Annotated in this window: 22 protein-coding genes and 1 pseudogene; 18 read left to right on the top strand and 5 right to left on the bottom strand. The window is 39.9% G+C overall.

Going from position 1 to position 23,686, the window contains the following annotated elements; genetic code table 11:
• The first annotated feature begins 288 nt into the window (after positions 1-288).
• Together ACLV7Q_RS06480 and ACLV7Q_RS06475 are read left to right on the top strand one after the other, a co-directional pair.
• Positions 289-1,047, top strand: a complete 759-nt coding sequence (locus tag ACLV7Q_RS06480) for an ABC transporter ATP-binding protein (protein ID WP_000173358.1) — start codon at positions 289-291, stop codon at positions 1,045-1,047.
• A 1-nt stretch (position 1,048) separates the two neighbouring features.
• The gene (locus tag ACLV7Q_RS06475) at positions 1,049-3,037 is read left to right on the top strand and encodes an ABC transporter permease (RefSeq protein WP_218757775.1); all 1,989 of its coding nucleotides are present in this window, start codon (positions 1,049-1,051) and stop codon (positions 3,035-3,037) included.
• A 148-nt stretch (positions 3,038-3,185) separates the two neighbouring features.
• On the opposite strand, the gene ACLV7Q_RS06470 is transcribed toward ACLV7Q_RS06475, so the two are convergent.
• Entirely contained in the window at positions 3,186-3,881 is a 696-nt protein-coding gene (locus tag ACLV7Q_RS06470; protein WP_218757776.1) for a VIT1/CCC1 transporter family protein, read from the bottom strand.
• A gap of 711 nt (positions 3,882-4,592) precedes the next feature.
• Here ACLV7Q_RS06470 and ACLV7Q_RS06465 point away from each other — a divergent pair.
• The 8 genes from ACLV7Q_RS06465 to ACLV7Q_RS06430 all read left to right on the top strand — a co-directional run bounded on the left by ACLV7Q_RS06465 (position 4,593) and on the right by ACLV7Q_RS06430 (position 13,031).
• Positions 4,593-6,053 carry an aminotransferase class I/II-fold pyridoxal phosphate-dependent enzyme gene (locus ACLV7Q_RS06465; RefSeq protein WP_218757777.1) on the top strand — a complete coding sequence of 487 codons (1,461 nt, stop codon included), beginning with the start codon at positions 4,593-4,595 and terminating at the stop codon, positions 6,051-6,053.
• Positions 6,054-6,914, top strand: coding sequence for a polyamine aminopropyltransferase (speE, locus tag ACLV7Q_RS06460; RefSeq protein WP_218757778.1), 861 nt, complete (start codon positions 6,054-6,056; stop codon positions 6,912-6,914).
• Positions 6,911-8,170: a saccharopine dehydrogenase family protein gene (locus ACLV7Q_RS06455; protein ID WP_218757779.1), complete on the top strand. Its 1,260-nt coding sequence runs from the start codon at positions 6,911-6,913 to the stop codon at positions 8,168-8,170. The genes speE and ACLV7Q_RS06455 overlap by 4 nt, the downstream gene beginning before the upstream one ends.
• Entirely contained in the window at positions 8,170-9,297 is a 1,128-nt protein-coding gene (nspC, locus tag ACLV7Q_RS06450) for a carboxynorspermidine decarboxylase (protein ID WP_218757780.1), read from the top strand. The genes ACLV7Q_RS06455 and nspC overlap by 1 nt, the downstream gene beginning before the upstream one ends.
• The gene (gene aguA, locus ACLV7Q_RS06445; RefSeq protein ID WP_218757781.1) at positions 9,294-10,379 is read left to right on the top strand and encodes an agmatine deiminase; all 1,086 of its coding nucleotides are present in this window, start codon (positions 9,294-9,296) and stop codon (positions 10,377-10,379) included. Before nspC ends, aguA begins: the two co-directional genes overlap by 4 nt.
• A gap of 9 nt (positions 10,380-10,388) precedes the next feature.
• Entirely contained in the window at positions 10,389-11,264 is an 876-nt protein-coding gene (aguB, locus tag ACLV7Q_RS06440; protein ID WP_218757782.1) for an N-carbamoylputrescine amidase, read from the top strand.
• 190 nt (positions 11,265-11,454) lie between these two features.
• Entirely contained in the window at positions 11,455-12,156 is a 702-nt protein-coding gene (locus tag ACLV7Q_RS06435; RefSeq protein ID WP_218757783.1) for a response regulator transcription factor, read from the top strand.
• Entirely contained in the window at positions 12,153-13,031 is an 879-nt protein-coding gene (locus ACLV7Q_RS06430) for a sensor histidine kinase (RefSeq protein WP_218757784.1), read from the top strand. Before ACLV7Q_RS06435 ends, ACLV7Q_RS06430 begins: the two co-directional genes overlap by 4 nt.
• Positions 13,032-13,070: 39 nt before the next feature.
• Here ACLV7Q_RS06430 and ACLV7Q_RS06425 read toward each other — a convergent pair whose 3' ends face one another.
• The 3 genes from ACLV7Q_RS06425 to ACLV7Q_RS06415 all read right to left on the bottom strand — a co-directional run bounded on the left by ACLV7Q_RS06425 (position 13,071) and on the right by ACLV7Q_RS06415 (position 15,693).
• Positions 13,071-13,823 carry an ABC transporter permease gene (locus ACLV7Q_RS06425; RefSeq protein WP_218757785.1) on the bottom strand — a complete coding sequence of 251 codons (753 nt, stop codon included), beginning with the start codon at positions 13,821-13,823 and terminating at the stop codon, positions 13,071-13,073.
• A gap of 10 nt (positions 13,824-13,833) precedes the next feature.
• The gene (locus tag ACLV7Q_RS06420) at positions 13,834-14,742 is read right to left on the bottom strand and encodes an ATP-binding cassette domain-containing protein (RefSeq protein WP_218757786.1); all 909 of its coding nucleotides are present in this window, start codon (positions 14,740-14,742) and stop codon (positions 13,834-13,836) included.
• A 141-nt stretch (positions 14,743-14,883) separates the two neighbouring features.
• Positions 14,884-15,693, bottom strand: coding sequence for an HAD family hydrolase (locus tag ACLV7Q_RS06415; protein ID WP_218757787.1), 810 nt, complete (start codon positions 15,691-15,693; stop codon positions 14,884-14,886).
• Between the two features lie 270 nt (positions 15,694-15,963).
• Between ACLV7Q_RS06415 and ACLV7Q_RS06410 the strand changes: the two genes are divergently transcribed.
• Positions 15,964-16,185, top strand: a complete 222-nt coding sequence (locus ACLV7Q_RS06410) for an SP_0924 family bacteriocin-like peptide (RefSeq protein WP_000602451.1) — start codon at positions 15,964-15,966, stop codon at positions 16,183-16,185.
• Between the two features lie 53 nt (positions 16,186-16,238).
• Positions 16,239-16,910 (top strand): CPBP family intramembrane glutamic endopeptidase, encoded by a 672-nt coding sequence (locus ACLV7Q_RS06405; RefSeq protein ID WP_218757788.1) that lies wholly within the window; start codon positions 16,239-16,241, stop codon positions 16,908-16,910.
• A 52-nt stretch (positions 16,911-16,962) separates the two neighbouring features.
• Here ACLV7Q_RS06405 and ACLV7Q_RS06400 read toward each other — a convergent pair whose 3' ends face one another.
• A complete protein-coding gene (locus ACLV7Q_RS06400) occupies positions 16,963-17,169 on the bottom strand; it encodes an AraC family transcriptional regulator (RefSeq protein ID WP_218757789.1) in 207 nt (68 codons plus the stop codon).
• Between ACLV7Q_RS06400 and ACLV7Q_RS06395 the strand changes: the two genes are divergently transcribed.
• From ACLV7Q_RS06395 to proB, 6 genes and pseudogenes are all read left to right on the top strand, one after another.
• Complete coding sequence (locus ACLV7Q_RS06395; protein ID WP_218757790.1) at positions 17,162-18,070, top strand: LysR family transcriptional regulator; 909 nt, start codon at positions 17,162-17,164, stop codon at positions 18,068-18,070. The two genes, ACLV7Q_RS06400 and ACLV7Q_RS06395, sit on opposite strands and share 8 nt — an antisense overlap.
• Positions 18,067-18,528 (top strand): signal peptidase II, encoded by a 462-nt coding sequence (gene lspA / locus ACLV7Q_RS06390; protein ID WP_100104412.1) that lies wholly within the window; start codon positions 18,067-18,069, stop codon positions 18,526-18,528. The genes ACLV7Q_RS06395 and lspA overlap by 4 nt, the downstream gene beginning before the upstream one ends.
• Complete coding sequence (locus ACLV7Q_RS06385) at positions 18,518-19,405, top strand: RluA family pseudouridine synthase (RefSeq protein ID WP_033680072.1); 888 nt, start codon at positions 18,518-18,520, stop codon at positions 19,403-19,405. Before lspA ends, ACLV7Q_RS06385 begins: the two co-directional genes overlap by 11 nt.
• A 105-nt stretch (positions 19,406-19,510) precedes the next feature.
• Positions 19,511-20,578, top strand: a pseudogene (locus ACLV7Q_RS06380) (MBL fold metallo-hydrolase); the annotation flags it as partial.
• A 5-nt stretch (positions 20,579-20,583) separates the two neighbouring features.
• Positions 20,584-22,467 carry a phosphorylcholine esterase CbpE gene (gene cbpE, locus ACLV7Q_RS06375; protein ID WP_218757791.1) on the top strand — a complete coding sequence of 628 codons (1,884 nt, stop codon included), beginning with the start codon at positions 20,584-20,586 and terminating at the stop codon, positions 22,465-22,467.
• A gap of 100 nt (positions 22,468-22,567) precedes the next feature.
• Positions 22,568-23,677, top strand: a complete 1,110-nt coding sequence (gene proB, locus ACLV7Q_RS06370) for a glutamate 5-kinase (RefSeq protein ID WP_218757792.1) — start codon at positions 22,568-22,570, stop codon at positions 23,675-23,677.
• The last annotated feature ends 9 nt before the right edge of the window (positions 23,678-23,686 follow it).

The following is a 23,686-nucleotide window of genomic DNA, read 5'->3' as shown; positions in this document are numbered from 1 at the left end:
TTTTCTTACTTTATTTTTATGGTAAAATATTTTTAATGAAATGCCTACATTTCCCCCAATCTTACAAAAATGTAAGATTAAAGTCTCTTTTGTAAGGTTAGGTTATGGCAAGCGGTCTTTTTTTGATGTAAACTAGTCTCATAAAGAACAAAGGAGTAACATCATGAAACAAATCTTACAGAAGAAAACAAGAAAACCAAGCCATAAAGATATCGAGCGTGTTCAACTGGGATGCGCTATGATGCAAGCAACATTTTATTTGATGGGATATTAAGAAAGGAGATTCTCATGACACTTTTAGATGTAAAACACGTTCAAAAAATTTATAAAACTCGTTTTCAGGGCAATCAAGTAGAAGCCCTCAAGGATATTCACTTTACCGTCGAAAAGGGTGACTACGTTGCCATCATGGGTGAGTCTGGTTCTGGTAAATCCACTCTTCTCAATATCCTAGCTATGCTGGACAAACCAAGTCGTGGTCAGGTTTACCTGAATGGAACAGACACAGCAACTATTAAAAATTCACAGGCTTCTAGCTTCCGTCGTGAAAAGCTAGGATTTGTCTTCCAAGACTTTAATTTGTTAGATACTCTCTCTGTAAAAGATAATATCTTGCTTCCCCTTGTCTTGTCAAGAAGACCTATTACGGAGATGATGAAGAAATTGGTGGTGACAGCTGAGAATCTAGGCATCAACCAATTGCAAGAGAAGTATCCTTACGAGATTTCTGGTGGTCAGAAACAGCGTGTAGCAGTAGCACGTGCCATCATCACAGAACCTGAAATTCTCCTTGCGGATGAGCCAACAGGTGCCCTTGATTCCAAGTCCTCTGCAGCCTTACTTGATGTCTTTGATGAAATCAATGAGCGTGGCCAAACTATTCTCATGGTAACCCACTCAACAGCAGCAGCTAGCAGAGCTAAACGTGTACTCTTTATCAAAGACGGCATTCTTTATAATCAAATCTACCGTGGAGAGAAGACAGAGCGTCAGATGTTCCAAGAAATCTCTGATACCTTGACTGTCATGGCAAGCGAGGTGAATTAGTATGTTTCGATTAACCAATAAGTTAGCGGTATCGAACTTGATTAAAAACCGCAAACTCTACTATCCCTTTGCGCTGGCTGTTCTCTTGGCAGTCACCGTCACCTATCTCTTTTACTCCCTGACCTTCAATCCCAAGATTGCGGAAATCCGTGGAGGAAACACCATTCAAGCTACTCTTGGATTTGGTATGTTTGTCGTCACACTTGCATCTGCCATTATCGTCCTTTATGCCAATAGTTTTGTCATGAAAAACCGTTCCAAGGAACTGGGAATTTATGGCATGTTGGGCTTGGAGAAGCGCCATCTGATCAGTATGACCTTTAAGGAGTTGGTGCTATTTGGAATTCTAACTGTTGGAGCAGGTATCGGTATTGGAGCCTTGTTTGACAAGTTGATTTTCGCTTTCCTACTCAAACTGATGAAATTAAAGGTAGAACTAGTCGCTACCTTCCAGATGAAAGTTGTCATTACAGTGCTTCTTGTCTTTGGTTTGATTTTTCTAGGTCTCATATTCCTGAATGCCCTTCGAATTGCCCGTATGAATGCCCTCCAGCTCTCACGTGAGAAAGCTAGTGGTGAGAAAAAAGGTCGTTTCCTATCTCTCCAAACTATTTTTGGTTCGATTAGTTTAGGGATTGGATACTATCTTTCCCTTACTGTAAAAGATCCCCTTACAGCCTTAACAACCTTCTTCATAGCTGTTTTACTGGTTATCTTTGGTACCTATCTTTTGTTCAATGCAGGAATTACAGTCTTCCTACAAATCTTAAAGAAAAATAAGAAATACTATTACCAACCTAATAACCTCATCTCTGTTTCCAACTTGATTTTCCGTATGAAGAAAAATGCGGTTGGACTAGCAACCATCGCTATCTTGTCAACAATGGTTTTGGTAACCATGTCAGCAGCGACAAGCATTTTCAATTCCGCAGAAAGCTTTAAAAAAGTTCTAAATCCTCATGATTTTGGAGTTTCAGGGCAAAATGTTGAAAAAGAAGACTTGGACAAACTCTTGAGCCAGTTTGCAAGTGACAAAGGTTATAAGATTAAAGAGAAAGAAGTGATTCGTTATACTTACTTTGGTGTTGCAAACCAAGAAGGAAATAAGTTAACACTTTTTGAAAAAGGACAAAATCGTGTCCAACCCACAACAGTTTTCATGGTATTTGACCAAAAAGATTATGAAAACATGACTGGTCAAAAACTGTCTCTATCAGGAAATGAGGTCGGACTCTTTGCAAAGAATGAGGGAGTTAAAGAACAGAAAACTCTAACTCTGAATGATCATCAATTTTCTGTAAAAGAAGAATTTAATAAAGATTTTATTGTCAACCATGTCCCAAATCAGTTTAATATTTTGACTGCTGATTACAATTATCTTGTTGTACCTGATTTACAAGCCTTTTTGGATCAATTCCCAGATTCGGCTATCTATAATCAGTTTTACGGTGGTATGAATGTAAATGCCAGTGAAGAAGAACAACTCAAGGTCGCTGACGAGTATGATAAATACCTCGATCAATTTAATGCTCAATTAAACACGGAAGGTAGCTATGTTTATGGTAGCAATCTATCAGATGCTAGTTCTCAGATGAGTGCCCTCTTTGGTGGTGTCTTCTTTATCGGTATTTTCCTATCCATTATCTTTATGGTCGGAACCGTTCTGGTCATCTACTACAAACAAATTTCTGAAGGCTATGAAGACCGTGAACGCTTTATTATCTTGCAGAAAGTCGGTTTAGATCAAAAGCAAATCAAGCAAACCATCAACAAACAGGTTTTAACTGTTTTCTTCCTTCCTTTGCTCTTTGCCTTCCTACATCTAGCCTTTGCCTACCATATGCTTAGTCTGATTCTAAAAGTGATTGGTGTACTGGATACGACTATGATGTTGACTGTAACCTTGTCTATCTGCGCTATCTTCCTCATCGCCTATGTGCTGATTTTCATGATTACTTCAAGAAGCTATCGCAAGATTGTGCAAATGTAAAAAAAATACCTCGACTTGAAAATCGAGGTATTTCTTGTATTCTAATACTCTTCGAAAATCAAATTCAAACCGCGTCAACGTCGCCTTGCCGTACTCAAGTACAGCCTGCGGCTAGTTTCCTAGTTTGCTCTTTGATTTTCATTGAGTATTAAATGCTGAAAAGTTGTCCTAGCAGAAAGGTAACTCCCATAGTCAAGAGACCAATAGCAAGGTTCCGAATCATAGCTGTTTTGGTTGGAGCCTTTCCAAGTTTGGCACTTGTATATCCAGTCATCAAGAGAGAAAATCCTACAATTAGGACAGTAGCAGGGATGCGGTAATCACTTGGGAAAATGGTAATTGAAAGCATAGGTGGTAAGCTACCAAGGAAAAAGGCAACAAAGCTGGAAATGGCAGCGTGCCAAGGATTGGTAAATTCTTCATACTCAATCCCATATTTTTCCTCTACTAAAGCCTTGAGTGGATTATTTAAAAAGGCTTTGTTGGTGAGAAGTTGGGCTGATGTTTCACACTCGCCATTTTGAATATAGGCAGCATAGAGGGATTTTTTGGCTAGTTCCATATCTTGGTCTAGCAAGACTTGCTCACGCGCAACGGCCGCTTCCTCGGTATCTTTTTGAGTTGAAACGGACACATATTCTCCACCTGCCATTGAAAAGGCACCTGCCAAAATAGCTGCAAATCCTGATAAAAAGATAATCCAGATATTGCTCGTAGCACTAGCAACCCCAATAACCACACCAGCAATGGAAATAATTCCATCATTGGCACCAAGAACACCCGCACGTAGGATATTTAAACGACCTGCAAAATTTGAATCAATTTCGTGATTTGTTTCTGACATACTATTCTCCTTTTTATCCAGTATAAAGGAAACAGGTAATGAAATCAATCTTTTAAAAGTATATGAAAAAAGTTGCACGATTTTAATGATATAAAAATGTCGACATCTTCTCTGATAGATCAAACACCAAAGGTAAAGAGCATAGAATAGCATAAAAAATTTTAAATTAAATACGATAAACATTTTGTTCACTTTATAATCGTTTACAAGAGAATAATGAGTATTAAATCAAATAAAATCCAACTATTTTGCGAACTTTTTTATATTTTTTTCGTAAAACGCTTTACAAGTTCTTAAAAACATGATATAGTAATAAAGCTTAGAAAATGAGATGATGTTTTCTAGCAAATATAAACCCGAGTAAAAAATGCCTACGGACAGGCAGGGTTGAATGCCGAAGCGTGGTTGAAAAACCACATTATTGATAGGGTTAAAAGCCTACTTTTATAAGTTGATGTTAGGACACTTGTCCTAATTCATAAATTTTTAGTGTGGTGAAAGCACACGTCATCTTGTGAAACGATCAATAAAGTACGTAATATTTGCTACTAGAGAGTTAGGAAACATCGGGAACAGACATACTCAACAGAAACAAACATAAAAACGTCAGAAGATTGCAGAGCAGGTGAAATCCTGCTCTTTTTTTCATGAGTCAACCTTTGGTCGCCTTCGTCTTCTTGAAGCGCTAAAAATACGGTAAAGGAGTATGTCTTGAAAGAGTTAGATCAGAACCAAGCCCCTATTTATGAGGCCTTGGTGAAGTTACGCAAGAAAAGGATTGTTCCCTTTGATGTTCCAGGTCACAAGCGTGGACGGGGAAATCCAGAACTTGTCGAACTACTAGGAGAAAAATGTGTTGGAATTGATGTCAATTCGATGAAACCCTTGGATAATTTAGGGCATCCTATTTCGATTATTCGAGATGCGGAGGAGCTGGCGGCGGATGCTTTTGGAGCTAGCCATGCTTTTCTAATGATAGGGGGAACAACCTCATCGGTGCAGACTATGATTCTGTCAACCTGCAAGGCAGGAGATAAGATTATTCTGCCACGAAATGTCCACAAATCTGCTATCAATGCGCTGGTTCTATGTGGTGCCATCCCCATCTATATCGAGATGAGTGTGGATCCTAAGATTGGTATCGCTTTAGGTCTTGAAAATGACCGAGTAGCACAGGCTATCAAGGATCATCCAGATGCCAAGGCCATTTTGATTAACAATCCTACTTACTACGGCATCTGTTCAGACCTAAGGGGATTGACAGAAATGGCTCATGAAGCTGGTATGATGGTTTTGGTAGATGAGGCCCACGGAGCGCATTTGCATTTCACTGATAAACTTCCAATTTCTGCTATGGATGCAGGTGCTGATATGGCAGCAGTCTCCATGCATAAGTCTGGTGGAAGTTTGACACAAAGTTCGCTTCTTTTAATCGGGAATCAGATGAACCCTGAGTACGTTCGTCAGATTATCAACCTGACCCAGTCAACATCCGCCTCTTACTTGTTGATGGCTAGTCTGGATATTTCGCGTCGCAACTTGGCTCTTCGTGGTAAAGAGTCTTTTGAGAAGGTCATTGAGTTATCAGAGTATGCTCGTCGTGAAATCAATGCCATAGGTGGTTACTATGCCTACTCAAAAGAGTTAATAGATGGTGTGTCGGTATGTGATTTTGATGTAACCAAGCTGTCAGTTTACACTCAGGGTATTGGCTTAACAGGTATCGAGGTTTATGACCTCCTACGAGACGAATACGATATTCAGATCGAGTTTGGTGATATTGGCAATATCTTGGCCTATATTTCGATTGGTGACCGTATCCAAGACATCGAGCGCTTGGTCGGTGCTTTGGCTGACATCAAGAGACTCTATTCACGAGATGGGAAGGACTTGATAGCTGGAGAATATATTCAGCCCGAGTTAGTCCTGTCTCCACAAGAAGCCTTCTATTCAGAGAGAAAAAGTTTGTCTTTAGACGAATCTGTTGGACAAGTCTGTGGGGAATTTGTCATGTGCTATCCTCCAGGTATTCCTATCTTGGCTCCTGGAGAACGCATTACACGTGAAATTGTAAACTATATCCAATTTGCCAAGGAACGTGGTTGCTCCCTCCAAGGGACGGAAGATCCCGAGGTCAATCACATCAACGTCATTAAGAGAAAGGAGAACTAGATGGATTTATGGTTTTCTGAAGTTCATACTCCAGATGTCAAATTGTCCCTGCGAACAGCCAAGCAACTCTACGCTGGTAAAAGTGAATGGCAGGATATCGAAGTCTTGGATACGCCAGCTTTTGGTAAAATACTGATTTTAAATGGGCATGTCTTGTTTTCAGATGCTGATGATTTTGTCTATAATGAAATGACTGTCCACGTTCCCATGGCTGTGCATCCCAATCCCAAGAAAGTTTTGGTTATTGGGGGTGGTGACGGTGGTGTTGCCCAAGTATTAACCCTCTATCCTGAATTGGAACAAATCGATATCGTGGAACCAGATGAGATGTTGGTTGAGGCCTGTCGTGAGTATTTCCCAGACTTTGCCGCAGGGCTAGATGACCCTCGTGTTACCATTTACTACCAAAATGGGCTACGCTTTTTGCGAAACTGCGAAGATGATTACGATATCATTATCAACGATGCGACAGATCCATTTGGACATACGGAAGGTCTCTTTACCAAGGAATTTTACGGTAACAGTTACAGAGCCTTGAAAGAAGACGGTATCATGATTTACCAGCATGGGAGTCCTTTCTTTGACGAAGATGAGTCAGCTTGTCGAAGCATGCACCGTAAGGTTAATCAAGCCTTTCCTATCAGCCGGGTCTATCAGGCCCATATCCCAACTAGCCCAGCTGGCTATTGGTTGTTTGGATTTGCATCGAAAAAATACCACCCTGTCAAAGATTTTGACAAGGAAGGCTGGAAAAAACGCCAGCTTTTCACTGAATACTACACTGCAAACTTACATGTGGGAGCCTTTATGTTGCCCAAGTATGTTGAGGAAATTTTAGAAGAAGAGGAAGGAAAAAAATGAGTCGTTTACTAGTTATTGGATGTGGGGGCGTTGCCCAAGTTGCTATTTCAAAGATTTGCCAAGATAGCGAAACCTTTACAGAGATTATGATTGCCAGTCGTACTAAGTCAAAATGCGATGACTTGAAGGCTAAATTAGAAGGTAAAACAAGTACAAAGATTGAGACAGCTGCTCTTGATGCTGACAAGGTTGAAGAAGTGATTGCCCTGATTGAAAGCTACAAACCAGAAGCTGTTTTGAACGTAGCTTTACCATATCAAGATTTAACCATTATGGACGCATGTTTGGCGACTGGAGTTCACTATATCGACACGGCCAACTACGAAGCAGAAGACACAGAAGATCCTGAATGGCGTGCCATCTATGAGAAACGTTGCAAAGAACTTGGATTTACAGCCTACTTTGACTACTCATGGCAATGGGCTTATCAAGAGAAATTCAAAGAAGCAGGCTTGACCGCTCTACTTGGTTCTGGCTTTGACCCAGGTGTGACTAGTGTCTTTTCAGCCTATGCTCTCAAGCACTATTTTGATGAAATCCACTATATCGACATTTTAGACTGTAATGGTGGTGACCACGGTTATCCGTTTGCGACCAACTTCAACCCAGAAATCAATCTACGCGAGGTTTCTGCGCCAGGTTCTTACTGGGAAGATGGAAAATGGGTCGAAGTTAAAGCCATGTCTATCAAGCGTGAGTACGATTTCCCTCAGGTCGGACAAAAAGACATGTATCTCCTTCACCATGAAGAAATTGAATCACTGGCTAAGAATATTCCAGGCGTTAAACGGATTCGTTTCTTTATGACCTTTGGTCAATCTTATCTAACCCACATGAAATGCTTGGAAAATGTAGGTCTCCTTCGTACGGATGCCATTAACTTTAACGGCCAAGAAATCGTGCCGATTCAATTTTTAAAAGCGCTGCTTCCAGATCCAGCCAGCCTTGGTCCACGTACAGTTGGCAAAACCAATATCGGTTGTATCTTTACAGGTGTAAAAGATGGCGTTGAAAAGACCATCTACATCTACAATGTCTGCGACCATCAGGAATGCTACGCAGAAGTTGGTTCACAAGCTATTTCTTACACAACAGGAGTTCCGGCTATGATTGGGACAAAATTGGTTATGAACGGTACTTGGAAACAAGCTGGAGTGTATAACCTTGAGGAGTTAGATCCAGATCCATTCATGGAAGCTTTGAATGAGTATGGTTTGCCATGGGTTGTGGTTGAAAATCCACAAATGGTGGACTAATGAAGCTAGAACAAGTACCAACACCAGCCTATGTCATTGACTTAGCCAAGTTAGAAGCAAACTGCCGTATCCTACAATATGTTCAAGAAGAAGCTGGTTGCAAGGTTTTGCTTGCCCAGAAGGCATATTCCCTCTACAAAACCTATCCCTTGATTAGCCAGTATCTATCTGGTACGACAGCTAGTGGACTCTATGAGGCCAAATTGGCAAGGGAAGAATTTCCTGGTGAAGTCCATGTCTTTGCACCTGCTTTCAAGGATGCAGACTTGGAGGAATTGCTGGAGATAACTGACCATATCGTCTTTAACTCAGAGAGACAGTTGCGTAAACATGGGGCCCGTTGTCGGGATGCTGGTGTAAGCGTGGGTTTGCGACTTAACCCTCAGTGTTCAACTCAAGGAGATCACGCGCTCTATGATCCTTGTGCTCCAGGCTCTCGTTTTGGAGTCACTCTAGACAAGATTCCGAGTGATTTACTAGATTTGGTGGATGGTCTTCATTTTCATACCCTTTGCGAGCAGGGAGCAGATGATTTAGAGACAACTTTGAAAGCAGTAGAAGCGCAGTTTGGTTCGTACTTGCATGAAGTAAAATGGCTCAACATGGGTGGTGGTCATCACATCACAAGAGAAGATTATGATGTGGATTTGCTGATTTCTGAGATTAAGAGTATCCAAGAAGCTTACAATCTTGAAGTCTATATCGAGCCGGGTGAAGCTATTGCGCTCAATGCTGGTTATTTAGCAACTGAGGTATTGGATATTGTCGAAAACGGTATGGAAATCTTGGTTTTAGATGCCTCTGCGACCTGCCATATGCCTGATGTACTTGAGATGCCTTATCGTCCACCTTTGAGAAATGGCTTTGAGGCACAGGAAAAAGCCCATACCTATAGACTTTCTTCAAATACCTGTCTGACAGGCGATGTGATTGGTGATTATAGTTTTGAAAATCCTGTTGAGATTGGAGATAGACTTTACTTTGAGGACATGGCTATTTACTCATTTGTTAAAAATAATACCTTTAATGGTATTGGATTGCCAAGTCTCTATCTCATGGATGAACAGGGAGACTGCAGCTTAGTCAAAGCCTTTGGCTATCAAGATTTTAAAGGGAGATTATCATGATGGACAGTCCCAAAAAATTAGGCTATCGCATGCCAGCAGAGTACGAACCCCATCATGGTACCCTCATGATATGGCCGACTCGACCAGGATCATGGCCTTTTCAAGGTAAAGCTGCTAAAGCAGCATTTAGCCAGATTATAAAAACCATTGCAGAAGGGGAAAGAGTCTATCTTTTGGTGGGCCAAGACTACTTAGCTGAAGCTCAAGACTACCTTGGAGATAGCGTTGTTTATTTAGACATTCCCACCAATGATGCCTGGGCGCGTGATACTGGCCCAACCATTCTTCTTAATGATAAAAGGGAAAAGTTGGCAGTCGATTGGGCTTTCAATGCTTGGGGTGGTGCTGTTGATGGTCTTTATCAAGATTATGAAGATGATGACCAAGTAGCTAGTCGTTTTGCTGAGGCCTTGGAAATACCTGTTTACGATGCCAAGCCTTTTGTACTGGAAGGAGGCGCAATCCATAGCGATGGTCAAGGAACCATTCTCGTGACTGAAAGTTGCTTGCTTAGTTCTGGTCGCAATCCTCACCTGACTAAAGAAGAGATTGAAAACACATTATTAGAAAGCCTTGGCGCTGAAAAAGTTATCTGGCTGCCTTATGGTATTTATCAGGATGAAACCAATGAACACGTTGATAATGTTGCAGCCTTCGTTGGTCCTGCAGAGCTTGTTTTGGCTTGGACAGACGACAAAAGCGATCCTCAATATGCCATGTCAGAAGCTGATCTCGAACTTTTAGAGCAAGAAACAGATGCAAAAGGTCGCCCTTTCACTATTCATAAGCTTCCTATCCCAGCTCTTCATCAAGTTGTAACCGAAGAGGATTTGCCAGGCTACATCTATGAAGAAGGAGAAGAAGAGCGATACGCAGGTGAAAGGCTTGCTGCTTCCTATGTCAATTTCTATATTGCCAACAAGGCTGTCCTTGTTCCCCAGTTTCAGGATAAAAACGACCAAGTGGCCTTAGATATCCTCAGTAAGTGTTTCCCAGACCGTAAAGTTGTCGGAATACCAGCCAGAGATATTCTTTTAGGTGGTGGCAATATTCACTGTATCACCCAACAAATCCCAGAATAGGAGAAAAAGATGAGAAATGTAAGAGTTGCAGCGATTCAAATGCAATGCGCTAAGGATGTGGCAACGAATATTCAAACAGCGGAGCGTTTAGTACGTCAGGCTGCAGAACAAGGCGCACAAATTATTCTCTTGCCCGAGTTGTTTGAACGTCCCTATTTCTGTCAGGAACGTCAGTATGACTACTACCAGCATGCCCAGTCGGTGACAGAAAATACTGCCATTCAGCATTTTAAGGTGATTGCTAAGGAACTACAAGTTGTTTTACCGATCAGTTTCTATGAAAAAGATGCCAATGTCTTGTATAACTCTATTGCAGTTATTGATGCAGATGGGGAAGTGCTGGGCGTTTATCGGAAAACCCACATACCAGATGATCATTATTATCAAGAAAAGTTTTATTTCACGCCTGGTAACACTGGTTTCAAGGTCTGGGATACTCGCTATGCCAAGATTGGGATCGGTATCTGTTGGGATCAATGGTTCCCTGAAACAGCCCGTTGTCTCGCGTTAAATGGTGCTGAATTGCTCTTTTATCCAACAGCCATCGGTTCAGAGCCGATTTTGGATACAGATAGTTGTGGTCATTGGCAACGTACCATGCAAGGACACGCAGCAGCAAATATTGTTCCAGTCATCTCAGCCAATCGTTATGGATTAGAGGAAGTCACTCCAAGTGAGGAAAATGGTGGACAGAGTTCCAGTCTTGACTTCTACGGTTCATCCTTTATAACGGATGAAACAGGAGCTATTCTAGAGCGAGCTGAAAGACAAGGTGAAGCTGTTCTGTTAGCTACTTATGACCTAGACAAGGGAGCAAGTGAACGCCTAAACTGGGGCTTGTTTCGAGATAGAAGACCCGAAATGTATCAACGGATTACGGACTAGTAGGAGAGAAATGAGAGATTCATTCTGCTAGACTCGTTTTCACTAGCAATTATAGGGATGCTAGGTCATCTAGCAAGTGGATTTTATATTTTAACCCTCTAAGGCTTTCTCGCGCTTTGATGCGAGGAGCTTTTCTGTTTAAGCTTTATCAATAAAACATGCTATAATAGTTGCAGAAAGGTTGGTATTTATGGCTAGGATATTGGTTATTGAAGACAATAGTGACATTCAAGAAATTTTGCGAACACTTCTTACTGAGGAGCATGAAGTGATTCAAGCCTTTTCTGGTACAGAAGGCATCATGCGTTTTGACCAAGGTGGGATTGACCTCGTTTTGCTAGATATCATGCTTCCTGGGAAAAATGGGGATCAGGTTTTAAAAGCTATCAGGGAACAAAGTCAAACTCCAGTCATTATGCTAACGGCTTTGAGCGATAAGAAGTTAATCAGTCAATACCTTTTAGACGGTGCCAATGATTACATAGTCAAACCTTTTGATTTAGACGAAGTCTTTGCTAGAGTTACTGTTCAACTACGCCAAAGTGTAGAAAAACAGCCTATGGAAATAGGAAAAACTGTAAATCTGCCACAAAACTTGAAAAATATCCAGTTTGATGCAGAAAGTTTTGAAATCAAAAATGGTCAGGAAACGATTCGCCTTGCCAAGAAAGAATGCTTGATTCTCCAAACTCTCCTTAAACACCCTAAGAAAATTTTTACAAAAGAAGAACTTTATGAATTGGTCTGGGAGGATAGCTACCTACCTGGAGATAATACTCTCAATACGCATTTGAGTAATCTTCGTAAAAAATTAAACCAGCTTGACCCAAATCAAGAATATATTGAAACCATTTGGGGCGTTGGGGTAAGATTAAAAGGAGACAAGCAATGATCTACATGATAATCTTTATCCTACTGGTACTCCTAATTATTTTATCGATTGCATTGATTCGCTACCATCTAGCACTTGAAAGTCTGAGTCAACAGATTGAAGACAAGATTCTCACAGGTAGTATGAAAAGAGTAGGGGTCAGCATTTTTTCCAAACATTTTTTATATCTCTATCAGCAGATTGAGAATCTATTTCAGGAAGTGGAGCAATCTCGATTGGTTATGAAAAGGGAAAAACAGACTCTGGATATGGCCATCAGCAATATCGCCCATGATATTCGGACGCCTTTGACTATCGCTTCAGGCTACACCCAACAATTGATAAAGTCTCCTAAAGACAAAGCAGAAACCTTACAAAAAATAGCCCAGCATCTTGATTTAGTTTCCAAACGTTTGGAGGCTCTCCTAGAATACCGTCGTTTGATGGAAGGAGCTGTCAAACCGAAACTGGAAGAAGTGGATTTTTCCGCTTTTATCACCAAAAAGACTCTGGCTTATTATGATGTTTTTCAGGCGGCAAATATCACGCTTGATTTTGAGGTTGAAGCTGGTCTGAAAATGAGGACTGATGAAGACTTACTGGATCGAATTTTACAAAATCTGCTTGGAAATATCCTCAAGCATGGTAAGGAAGAAGCACGTCTATCTTTGCGAAAGGAAAAGGAACAGCTTGTCTTAGAGATTGCAAACCTTGTTAAACAGCCCATCAAAAGAATAGAAAATCTCAGCAACCGTTTTTATTCTGAAAATCTATCAGACACCGAAGAATCCTCTGGTTTAGGCCTTTATATCACTGAGGAATTATGTCATCTTCTCGGTGCAGAGATGAAACTAAGCACAGATGGACAGTGGTTGTCGGTTTTCATTTACTTTTAACGAAATAAACCTCCTCTGTAGGCTAGAGGAGGTCATTTTTTATAGACTTTTCTTTTTGAAAACTGCCAGTCCACTTAGATTAAAGATTACAATAACAGCTAAGCTAACTATAAGTGTGTAGAGAATTGACTCACTATTAGCAGTCATAGTATAGGAAAATTGCAAGGATAAATAGGGTAAAAATTTGATATTTGGAAAAATGATCATTGGCATAGAAAGTAAGGTAGAGCTGACCAAATAACCAATAAATACCGCAAGATAAGAATGACTAACATAGAGGATGAAGGAAACAATGGAAAGCCAAGCAAAGAGGCAAAGAAATTGAAGGGAAATGGTTACCAGTAGATTTCCAATAAAGCCATCAGGCATAGTTCCAAATCCATTTAAGATAGTTGCTGGAATAAAGGCAATCACAAGACCGATGATGAGTTGAGAAAGTCCAATGCAAGCCAATACAAAGGCTTTGGCAAGGAAAAACTCGGTACGAGAAACACCCACTGTTAAATTATTTTTATAGAGTTTGCCGATTAAATCAACTCCAAGAACGAGGCAGGCTAGGACGATGCAGAGAAAAACGAGGTTTGAACCTTGACTAGATGCATTAATCAGGGCTTGTATACCATTCCAACCTTGGATTGGTATATCTGGTTCTTCTGTCTGGATTGCCATTAGTTGACCCGTAGCCCCAAAAATAGCCCCCATTAACATGAGTACAAAGAGAATGAACTCTGTAATCCAGAATCCTTTGGAACGGAAAAGACGGTAAAAGTCTGCTTGAATGGTATGTATCATGATTTTTCTCCTATTCGACCAATTGAGTGAAGTATTCTTCTAGGTTTTGACGGGCATAGTAAATCTCGTCAATGGCAACATCTGCCAAGGTTAATTCCTTGAGAATCTGTTTGACATCTTGTTCCTGACCAAAGATATGGATTTCATTCTCAGGATTGACAACCTTGAACTGGAGCTGGATTTGTTCTTTCAATACTTGACAAGCTTTCTCTTGGTCAGCTGTCTTAAGAACAATATAATCCTCACTTAGTGTTTCAAATTCAGCTTTGCTGATTTCACGAATAATCTTGCCTTGATCTAAAATACCAAAGCGATTAGCTAGGAGATAGAGTTCTGACAAGATATGGCTAGAGATGAGAATGGTGATCCCTTTCTCTTGATTGAGCCGTTGAATCATGAGTCGAAATTCTTTGATACCGATTGGGTCGAGACCGTTGATAGGTTCATCTAAAATCAGGAAGTCTGGTTTGGATAGGAGGGCAATGGCGATCCCAAGTCTTTGTTTCATTCCTAGCGAGAAATCACGAAAGAATTTTTTACCTGTATCTGCCAAACCTACATAGTCCAGGGTTTCACGAATGACTTGATCAGCATTTGGAATATGCCGAATCATACAGTAATATTTCAGATTTTGATAAGCTGTTAAGTGATTATGAGCTACAGGTGATTCGATAACAGAACCTACTCGAGATAGAGACTTGCTCCACTCATTTTCCGTTTTGCTGGAGAAGAGGGAAACAGTTCCTTTATCCGCAAAAAGTAGTTGCGTAATAATTTTTATCAAGGTGGTCTTCCCAGCTCCATTCTTTCCTATAAGTCCATAAATATCTCCCTCTCTTATGGTTAGATGAAGATCCTGAAGAATAGCTTGTTTGGCAAAGTTTTTGGACAATCCATGAATGTCAAGTACTGTTTTCATGATTCTCTCCTTTTGATTTATTTTGATAATTTTAGTATAAAGCATAGAAATCAAAGAAAGCTCAAGCATTTCTAAAGAGTTTCTAAAGTTTTAGGAATTCTTAAATATCAAAACCCAGTTGACACGAACTGGGCTTCTTGATTATAAAATATATTTCTCAATGGCACGCGCAACGCCGTCTTCTTCGTTGCTGGCTGTAACAGCATCCGCAAGAGATTTGACATAATCGCTGGCATTTCCCATTGCAATACCAAGTCCTGCAAACTGGAGCATTTCGATATCGTTATTGGCATCGCCCATGGCCATGATTTCTGAGGAATCAATCTTCAAAATCTCAGCTAGTCGAGAAAGAGCGGTAGCCTTGGTCGTACCAAGTGGCATAGCTTCATAAATGACGGGCTGTGAACGAACTCCACTAAATCGTTGGCAGAGTTCCCCAGCAAAACGTTGCTCAAAATCGTCTGTTTGGCTCTCTGTTCCTAAAAACATACCTTGGAACATACGAAACTTGCCACTAGTCGCTTCCTCAAGAGAAATTTCAGTCAGGTCTGAAAAGACTAGTTTGGCATCATTTTGAATGATTTCATTAGGCTTACCACCGAGGACAAAATAATGCTCCTCATCAAAAAGAGTCAACTGAACATCACTTTTTTCAGCTAGGTCATAGAGGTATTCGATGTCTGCTGGACTGAGTTCTTGCCAGTCAACTAGTCCCCAGTCACTTGTCTGGTGAGTTGAACAACCATTGTTAACAATCACATACTCATTCTGGAGGTCAAGTCCCAATTTTTTGTAGTAGGGGAGGACACCGAAAAGCGGGCGACCTGTACAGAGAACCAGTTTGACACATTTTTCAATAGCTTGGTGAATAGCAGTAATATGAGCTTGTGGGATTTCCTTGGCTTCATTGAGGAGGGTTCCGTCCATATCCAAGGCTAGTAGTTTAATCATAAGACTTCCTTCTTTATCTTTTGGTATTATTATAGCATATTTTGGAGAAGATAATGGTAAAAGGGACGAGACTAATTTATTTTACAGTTTAGGATGTTTTGATGACAATTGATGATTTGAAGAGGATATTTCGAAAAGATATGCTATACTATGTTTGTTAATGTTGCAACTAGACAAATTAAAAAACCAACTTAATATAATAGTTTTTTGTAAGTAGGTATGAGTATCAGATTACTCAACTAATCTAAACAATAACGGAGGAAATATATCATGATTTTAATGACAAAAAATATAAATCTAACAAATGAAGAATTAGAGCTGATCCAAGGTGGAGCAGATCCCTATGGTAAAAATCCTAATGGTAGATACGATTGGGAAATAGAACCAGTATTAACTCTGCCGGTTCATGGATTTTGTCCCAGAGGCACCTATGATTTAGGATATATTGGAGGAGGTAACCATCTTTGCAAAGGAAGTGCTGCGAGATTTTAAGTAAAATTTAGTAGGAATATGAAGAAACAAGGGGAGAAAACAGAGAATTTAATATGAAAAAACGAGCTATTCAAATTTTACTAGCATTGTCCTTAATTTTTTACAAATCAACTTGGTTTTGGGGAATTTTCAATCACCTCGCAAAGCCTTATCTACCAGCAAGTCGTGAATTTTTTCAGATTCTACTTTTGCTGGAAAGTGGTGTTCTTTTGTCAGCAGTCATCTATCTACTAGTTTTTGCAGGAAAGAAGACTTTTCATTTCACGTGGCAGTTGAGGTACTTTATCTACCTTTTACTGGGCTACATCATGTCGTATATGTCGGACTTCTTCTTGTCTTATTTCATACCCTCGTCTTCAAATCAAATTTCTTTGAATGAAACGATAGAAATGATGGGGAGACAGGAATTACCCTATTTCTTGCTCATGGCTTGCTTCATCGGCCCTATTGCTGAGGAATTGATTTATCGCAGTGTGCTTATGACAACCTTTTTCAAAAACTCGCCTTGGTATGGAGATGTCTTGCTTTCTGCTATTATTTTCGGTTATATTCATGTCAATTTTGCTTTAACTCCTCTTGCTTTTTTCACTTATGCTAGTGGAGGGCTTATTTTTGCTCTATTGTATCGCATGACAAAAAGTCTCTACTATCCAATACTAGTTCATATTCTCATCAATATCACTGCCTTCTGGAATGTGTGGTTACTCCTATTTTCAGGAAGTTAGTTTACTAAAACAATGTCGGAACTTTCCGGCATTTTCTTTTTTTCACAAATAGTCATCGTTTTTCTTTCCGATACTGAAGTGGTGTGTAGCCACTTATTTTTTTGAATTGATTTTGAAAATAAGATTGGCTTGAGAAAGGCAGATAGTGAAGATAGTTAAGAAGGTTAAGAAGAATAGGATGTTCTTTTTTCCTTTTTGGAAAACTTCTAAAATATGGTATAATGAAAAGATAAAGAAGTTGGGGGTAGAAGATGAACATTCAACAATTACGCTATGTTGTGGCTATTGCAAATAGCGGTACTTTCCGTGAAGCTGCTGAAAAGATGTATGTTAGTCAGCCGAGTCTGTCTATTTCTGTTCGTGATTTGGAAAAAGAATTGGGTTTTAAGATTTTCCGTCGGACCAGCTCAGGGACTTTCTTGACTCGTCGAGGTATGGAATTCTATGAAAAAGCGCAAGAATTGGTTAAGGGATTTGATATTTTTCAAAATCAGTATGCCCATCCTGAGGAAGAAAAAGATGAATTTTCCATTGCTAGTCAGCACTATGACTTCTTGCCACCGACGATTACGGCTTTTTCAGAGCGCTATCCTGACTATAAGAACTTTCGTATTTTTGAATCAACTACTGTTCAAATTTTAGACGAAGTAGCGCAAGGGCACAGTGAGATTGGGATTATCTACCTCAACAATCAAAATAAAAAGGGGATTATGCAACGGGTTGAAAAGCTGGGCCTTGAGGTCATTGAATTGATTCCCTTCCATACTCACATTTATCTCCGTGAGGGGCATCCTTTGGCTCAGAAAGAGGAATTGGTCATGGAGGATTTAGCGGATCTACCAACAGTTCGTTTCACTCAAGAAAAAGACGAGTACCTTTATTATTCAGAGAACTTTGTTGATACCAGTGCGAGCTCACAGATGTTCAATGTGACTGACCGTGCTACTTTGAATGGCATTTTGGAGCGGACGAATGCCTATGCGACTGGATCTGGATTTTTAGATAGTGATAGTGTTAATGGGATTACAGTCATTCGTCTCAAGGATAACCTAGATAATCGCATGGTCTATGTTAAACGTGAAGAAGTGGAGCTGAGTCAAGCTGGTACTCTCTTTGTAGAAGTCATGCAAGAATATTTTGATCAGAAGAGGAAATCATGAAAAAAAGAGGAATAGTGGCAGTTATTGTACTGCTTTTGATTGCGCTGGATCAGTTAGTCAAATCCTATATCGTCCAGCAGATTCCACTGGGTGAAGTACGCTCTTGGATTCCCAATTTCGTTAGTTTGACCTACCTGCAAAATCGAGGGGCAGCCTTTTCTATCTTACAAGATCAGCAGTTGTTATTTGCTATCATTACTCTGGTCGTCGTGGTAGGTGCCATTTGGTATCTACATAAACACATGGAGGACTCACTCTGGATGGTCTTGGGTTTGACCTTGATTATTGCAGGTGGTCTTGGAAACTTTATTGACAGGGTGAGTCAGGGCTTTGTTGTGGATATGTTTCACCTTGACTTTATCAATTTTGCAATTTTCAATGTGGCAGATAGCTATCTGACTGTTGGAGTGATTATTTTATTGATTGCAATGCTAAAAGAGGAAATAAATGGAAATTAAAATTGAAACTGGTGGCCTGCGTTTGGATAAGGCTTTGTCGGATTTGACAGAATTATCACGCAGTCTCGCGAATGAACAAATCAAATCAGGCCAGGTCTTGGTCAATGGCCAAGTCAAGAAAGCTAAATACACAGTTCAAGAGGGTGATGTTGTCACCTATCATGTGCCAGAACCAGAGGTCTTAGAGTATGTGGCTGAGAATCTTCCGCTAGAAATCATCTACCAAGATGAGGATGTGGCCGTTGTTAATAAACCTCAGGGGATGGTTGTGCATCCGAGTGCTGGTCATACTAGTGGAACTCTGGTAAATGCCCTTATGTATCATATTAAGGACTTGTCGGGTATCAATGGGGTTCTGCGTCCAGGAATCGTTCATCGTATTGATAAGGATACGTCAGGTCTTCTTATGATTGCTAAAAACGATGAGGCGCATCTAGCACTTGCTCAAGAACTTAAGGATAAAAAGTCTTTACGCAAATATTGGGCGATTGTTCATGGAAATCTACCCAATGATCGCGGTGTGATTGAAGCGCCGATTGGCCGTAGTGAAAAAGACCGTAAGAAACAGGCTGTGACTGCTAAAGGTAAGCCTGCAGTGACTCGTTTCCACGTCTTGGAACGCTTTGGTGATTACAGCTTGGTAGAGTTGCAGCTAGAGACAGGACGCACTCATCAAATCCGTGTTCACATGGCTTACATTGGACATCCAGTCGCTGGGGATGAAGTCTATGGTCCACGTAAGACTCTGAAAGGACATGGGCAATTTCTTCATGCCAAGACTTTAGGTTTTACTCATCCGAGAACAGGTGAGATTTTGGAATTTACAGCAGATATCCCAGAGATTTTTAAGGAAACCTTAGAGAGATTGAGGAAGTAAGAATGAAGTGTAAAAAGAAGTCCAGTATAATTATGGTAACTGCAATCTTAATCATAATATATATATATATATAATGGGTTAACGCTAGAAAAATATTTTGGCTTTTCCAGTAATAAAATACATTTTGTTAATGTACTGACTGCAGGAAGTGATGCTATTATTTTGGAAAGTAATGGTCATTTTGCCATGATTGATGTAGGAGAAGATTATGATTTTCCTGATGGTAGTAATCCTAAATATCCTTTGAGACCAGGAATCGGTACTTCTTATAAGCATGTAATGACCGATAGAGTATTCCGTCATTTGAAGGAATTGGGTGCCCGAAAACTTGATTTTATTTTGGTAACCCATACCCACAGTGACCATATTGGAAATATGGATGAAATATTAGATAAATACCCTGTTGATCGTATTTATATGAAAAGATATGATGATAGTCGTATAACTGATAAAAATCGTTTGTGGGATAATCTCTACGGATATGATAATGCGATTAAAGCTGCAAATCGTAATGGGGTGAAATTGATTCAAGATATTTCAAATGAAGAATCCCGTTTTACAATGGGAGACATGGATATTCAGCTCTATAATTATGAAAATGAATATGCTGAGAATGGAAATCTTAAACCTGTTTGGGACGATAATTCCAATTCCTTGATTAGTGTAGTCAAAGTCAATGGCAAGAAAATTTACCTTGGGGGCGACTTAGATAATGTTCATGGAGCAGAAGACAAGTATGGTCCTCTTATTGGAAAAGTTGATTTGATGAAGTTTAATCATCATAAGGATACCGAAAAATCAAATACAAAAAACTTTATATTAAATCTATCTCCAGAAATCATAGTGCAGACAAGTGATGCTGTTCCAGGTTTTTATGATAGTCCTATTGTAGACAACCCTGAATATATAGCATGGTTAGATAGTTTAGGGATAAAGCGAATAAATGCAGCTAGTACAGAATATGATGCAACTGTTTTTGATATTAGACAAAATGGCATAGTTGATATAAGTAAACAATATAAAAAAATACCATCGTTTGTTTCGGGATGGCATCAGAAATCTAATGGCGAGTGGTGGTACCAAGCACCAGATTCTACAAGAAATTATTCTATCGGTTGGAACGAAATTGATGGAAAAAGATATTATTTTAATCAAAAAGGAATTCTAATAGAGCAATAATGAAAAAGAAATTGATTAGTTTAGCACTTGCAGGCGCTTTTTTAGGTTTGTCATGGTATGGGAATGTTCAAGCTCAAGAAAGTTCAGGAAATAAAATTCACTTTATCAATGTTCAAGAAGGTGGCAGTGATGCGATTATTCTTGAAAGCAATGGACATTTTGCCATGATTGATACAGGAGAAGATTATGATTTCCCAGATGGAAGTGATTCTCGTTATCCATGGAGAGAAGGAATTGAAACGTCTTATAAGCATGTTCTGACAGACCGTGTCTTTCGTCGTTTGAAGGAATTGGGTGTCCAAAAACTTGATTTTATTTTGGTGACCCATACCCACAGTGATCATATTGGAAATGTTGATGAATTACTGTCTACCTATCCAGTTGACCGAGTCTATCTTAAAAAATATAGTGATAATCGTATTACTAATTCTGAACGTTTATGGGATAATCTGTACGGTTATGATAAGGTTTTACAGACTGCCACCGAAAAAGGTGTTTCAGTTATTCAAAACATCACACAGGGAGATGCTCATTTTCAGTTTGGGGACATGGATATTCAACTCTATAACTATGAAAATGAAACTGATTCATCAGGTGAATTAAAGAAAATTTGGGATGACAATTCCAATTCCCTGATTAGTGTAGTGAAAGTCAATGGCAAGAAAATTTACCTTGGGGGCGACTTAGATAATGTGCATGGAGCGGAAGATAAGTATGGACCTCTTATTGGAAAAGTTGATTTGATGAAGTTTAATCATCACCATGATACAAACAAATCAAATACCAAGAATTTCATTAAAAATTTGAGTCCGAGTTTGATTGTTCAAACTTCGGATAGTCTACCTTGGAAAAATGGTGTTGATAGTGAGTATGTTAATTGGCTCAAAGAACGAGGAATTGAGAGAATCAACGCAGCCAGCAAAGACTATGATGCAACAGTTTTTGAGATTCGACAAGACGGTTTTGTCAATATTTCAACTTCCTACAAGCCGATTCCAAGTTTTCAAGCTGGCTGGCATAAGAGTGCGTATGGGAATTGGTGGTATCAAGCACCTGATTCTACAGGAGAGTATGCTGTCGGTTGGAATGAAATCGAAGGTGAATGGTATTACTTCAACCAAACGGGTATCTTGTTACAGAATCAATGGAAAAAATGGAACAATCGTTGGTTCTATTTGACAGACTCTGGTGCTTCTGCTAAAAATTGGAAGAAAATTGATGGAATTTGGTATTATTTCAACAAAGAAAATCAGATGGAAATTGGTTGGGTAAATACTGGAGGTCAGAACTATTATTTATCAAACGATGGCTCTATGAAGACAGGTTGGCTTCAATATAAGGGGCAATGGTATTACTTTGCTCAATCAGGAGAAATGAAAACGGGTTGGGTAAAAGATAAAGAAACCTGGTACTATATGGATTCTACTGGTGTCATGAAGACAGGCGAGATAGAAGTTGCTGGTCATCATTACTATCTAGAAGATTCAGGAACTATGAAGCAAGGTTGGCTTAAAAAGGCAAATGATTGGTATTTCTACAAGGAAGATGGTTCACGAGCTGTTGGTTGGATTAAAGACAAGGATAAATGGTACTTCTTGAAAGAAAATGGACAATTGCTTGTGAACGGTAAGACACCAGAAGGCTATACTGTTGATTCAAGTGGTGCTTGGTTAGTGGATGTTCCAGTCGAAAAATCTGCTACAATTAAAACTACAAGTCATTCAGAAATAAAAGAATCTAAAGAAGTAGTGAAAAAGGATCTTGAAAATAAAGAAACGAGTCAACATGAAAGTGTTACAAATTCTTCAACTAGTCAAGATTTGACATCATCAACTTCAAAAAGCTCTGAAACGAGTGCAAACAAATCGGAATCAGAACAGTAGTAAAAAAGAAGGTTTTAGGGCCTTCTTTTTCCTATCAACTCTTTTCTATTTCCTGTTATTCATGTTATAATGGATAAATATGAAGAATCGGAGTGAGACTATGAAATACAAACGGATTGTCTTTAAGGTAGGGACTTCTTCTTTGACGAATGAGGATGGAAGTTTATCACGTAGTAAGGTAAAGGCTATTACCCAGCAGTTGGCTATGCTGCACGAGGCTGGTCATGAATTGATTTTGGTATCGTCAGGTGCCATTGCGGCTGGTTTTGGAGCCTTAGGATTTAAAAAGCGTCCGACTAAGATTGCTGATAAACAGGCTTCAGCAGCGGTAGGGCAAGGGCTTTTGTTGGAAGAATACACAACCAATCTTCTCTTACGCCAAATCGTTTCTGCCCAAATCTTGCTGACCCAGGATGACTTTGTGGATAAGCGCCGTTATAAAAATGCCCATCAGGCTTTGTCAGTTCTACTTAGCCGTGGCGCGATTCCTATCATCAATGAGAATGACAGTGTCGTTATTGATGAGATCAAGGTTGGGGACAATGATACTCTAAGTGCCCAGGTGGCGGCTATGGTCCAAGCAGACCTTTTGGTTCTCTTGACAGATGTGGACGGCCTCTATACTGGAAATCCTAATTCAGATCCAAGAGCCAAACGCTTGGAGCGAATCGAGACCATCAATCGTGAGATTATCGATATGGCCGGTGGAGCTGGTTCGTCAAACGGAACTGGGGGCATGCTAACAAAAATCAAAGCTGCAACTATTGCGACAGAATCAGGAGTTCCTGTTTATATCTGCTCATCTTTGAAGACAGATGCCATGATTGAAGCAGCTGAGGAGACTAAGGATGGTTCCTACTTTATTGCGCAAGAGAAGGGACTTCGTACCCAGAAACAATGGCTGGCCTTTTATGCTCAGAGTCAAGCTTCTATTTGGGTTGATAAAGGGGCTGCAGAAGCTCTCTCTCAACATGGCAAGAGTCTCCTTTTATCTGGTGTTGTTGAAGCAGAAGGAGCCTTTTCTTACGGTGATATTGTGACAGTATTTGACAAGGAAAGTGGAAAATCACTTGGAAAAGGGCGTGTGCAATTTGGTGCATCTGCTTTGGAGGATATGTTGCGTTCTCAAAAAGCCAAGGGTGTCCTGATTCACCGTGATGACTGGATTTCCATTACTCCTGAAATCCAACTACTCTTTACAGAATTTTAGAGGTTAACT

This window comes from Streptococcus mitis, assembly GCF_965111725.1.
Taxonomy (GTDB): domain Bacteria; phylum Bacillota; class Bacilli; order Lactobacillales; family Streptococcaceae; genus Streptococcus; species Streptococcus mitis_DV.
Note: the sequence above shows the minus strand (reverse complement) of the source record. Positions and strands in the feature narration are given on the sequence as shown.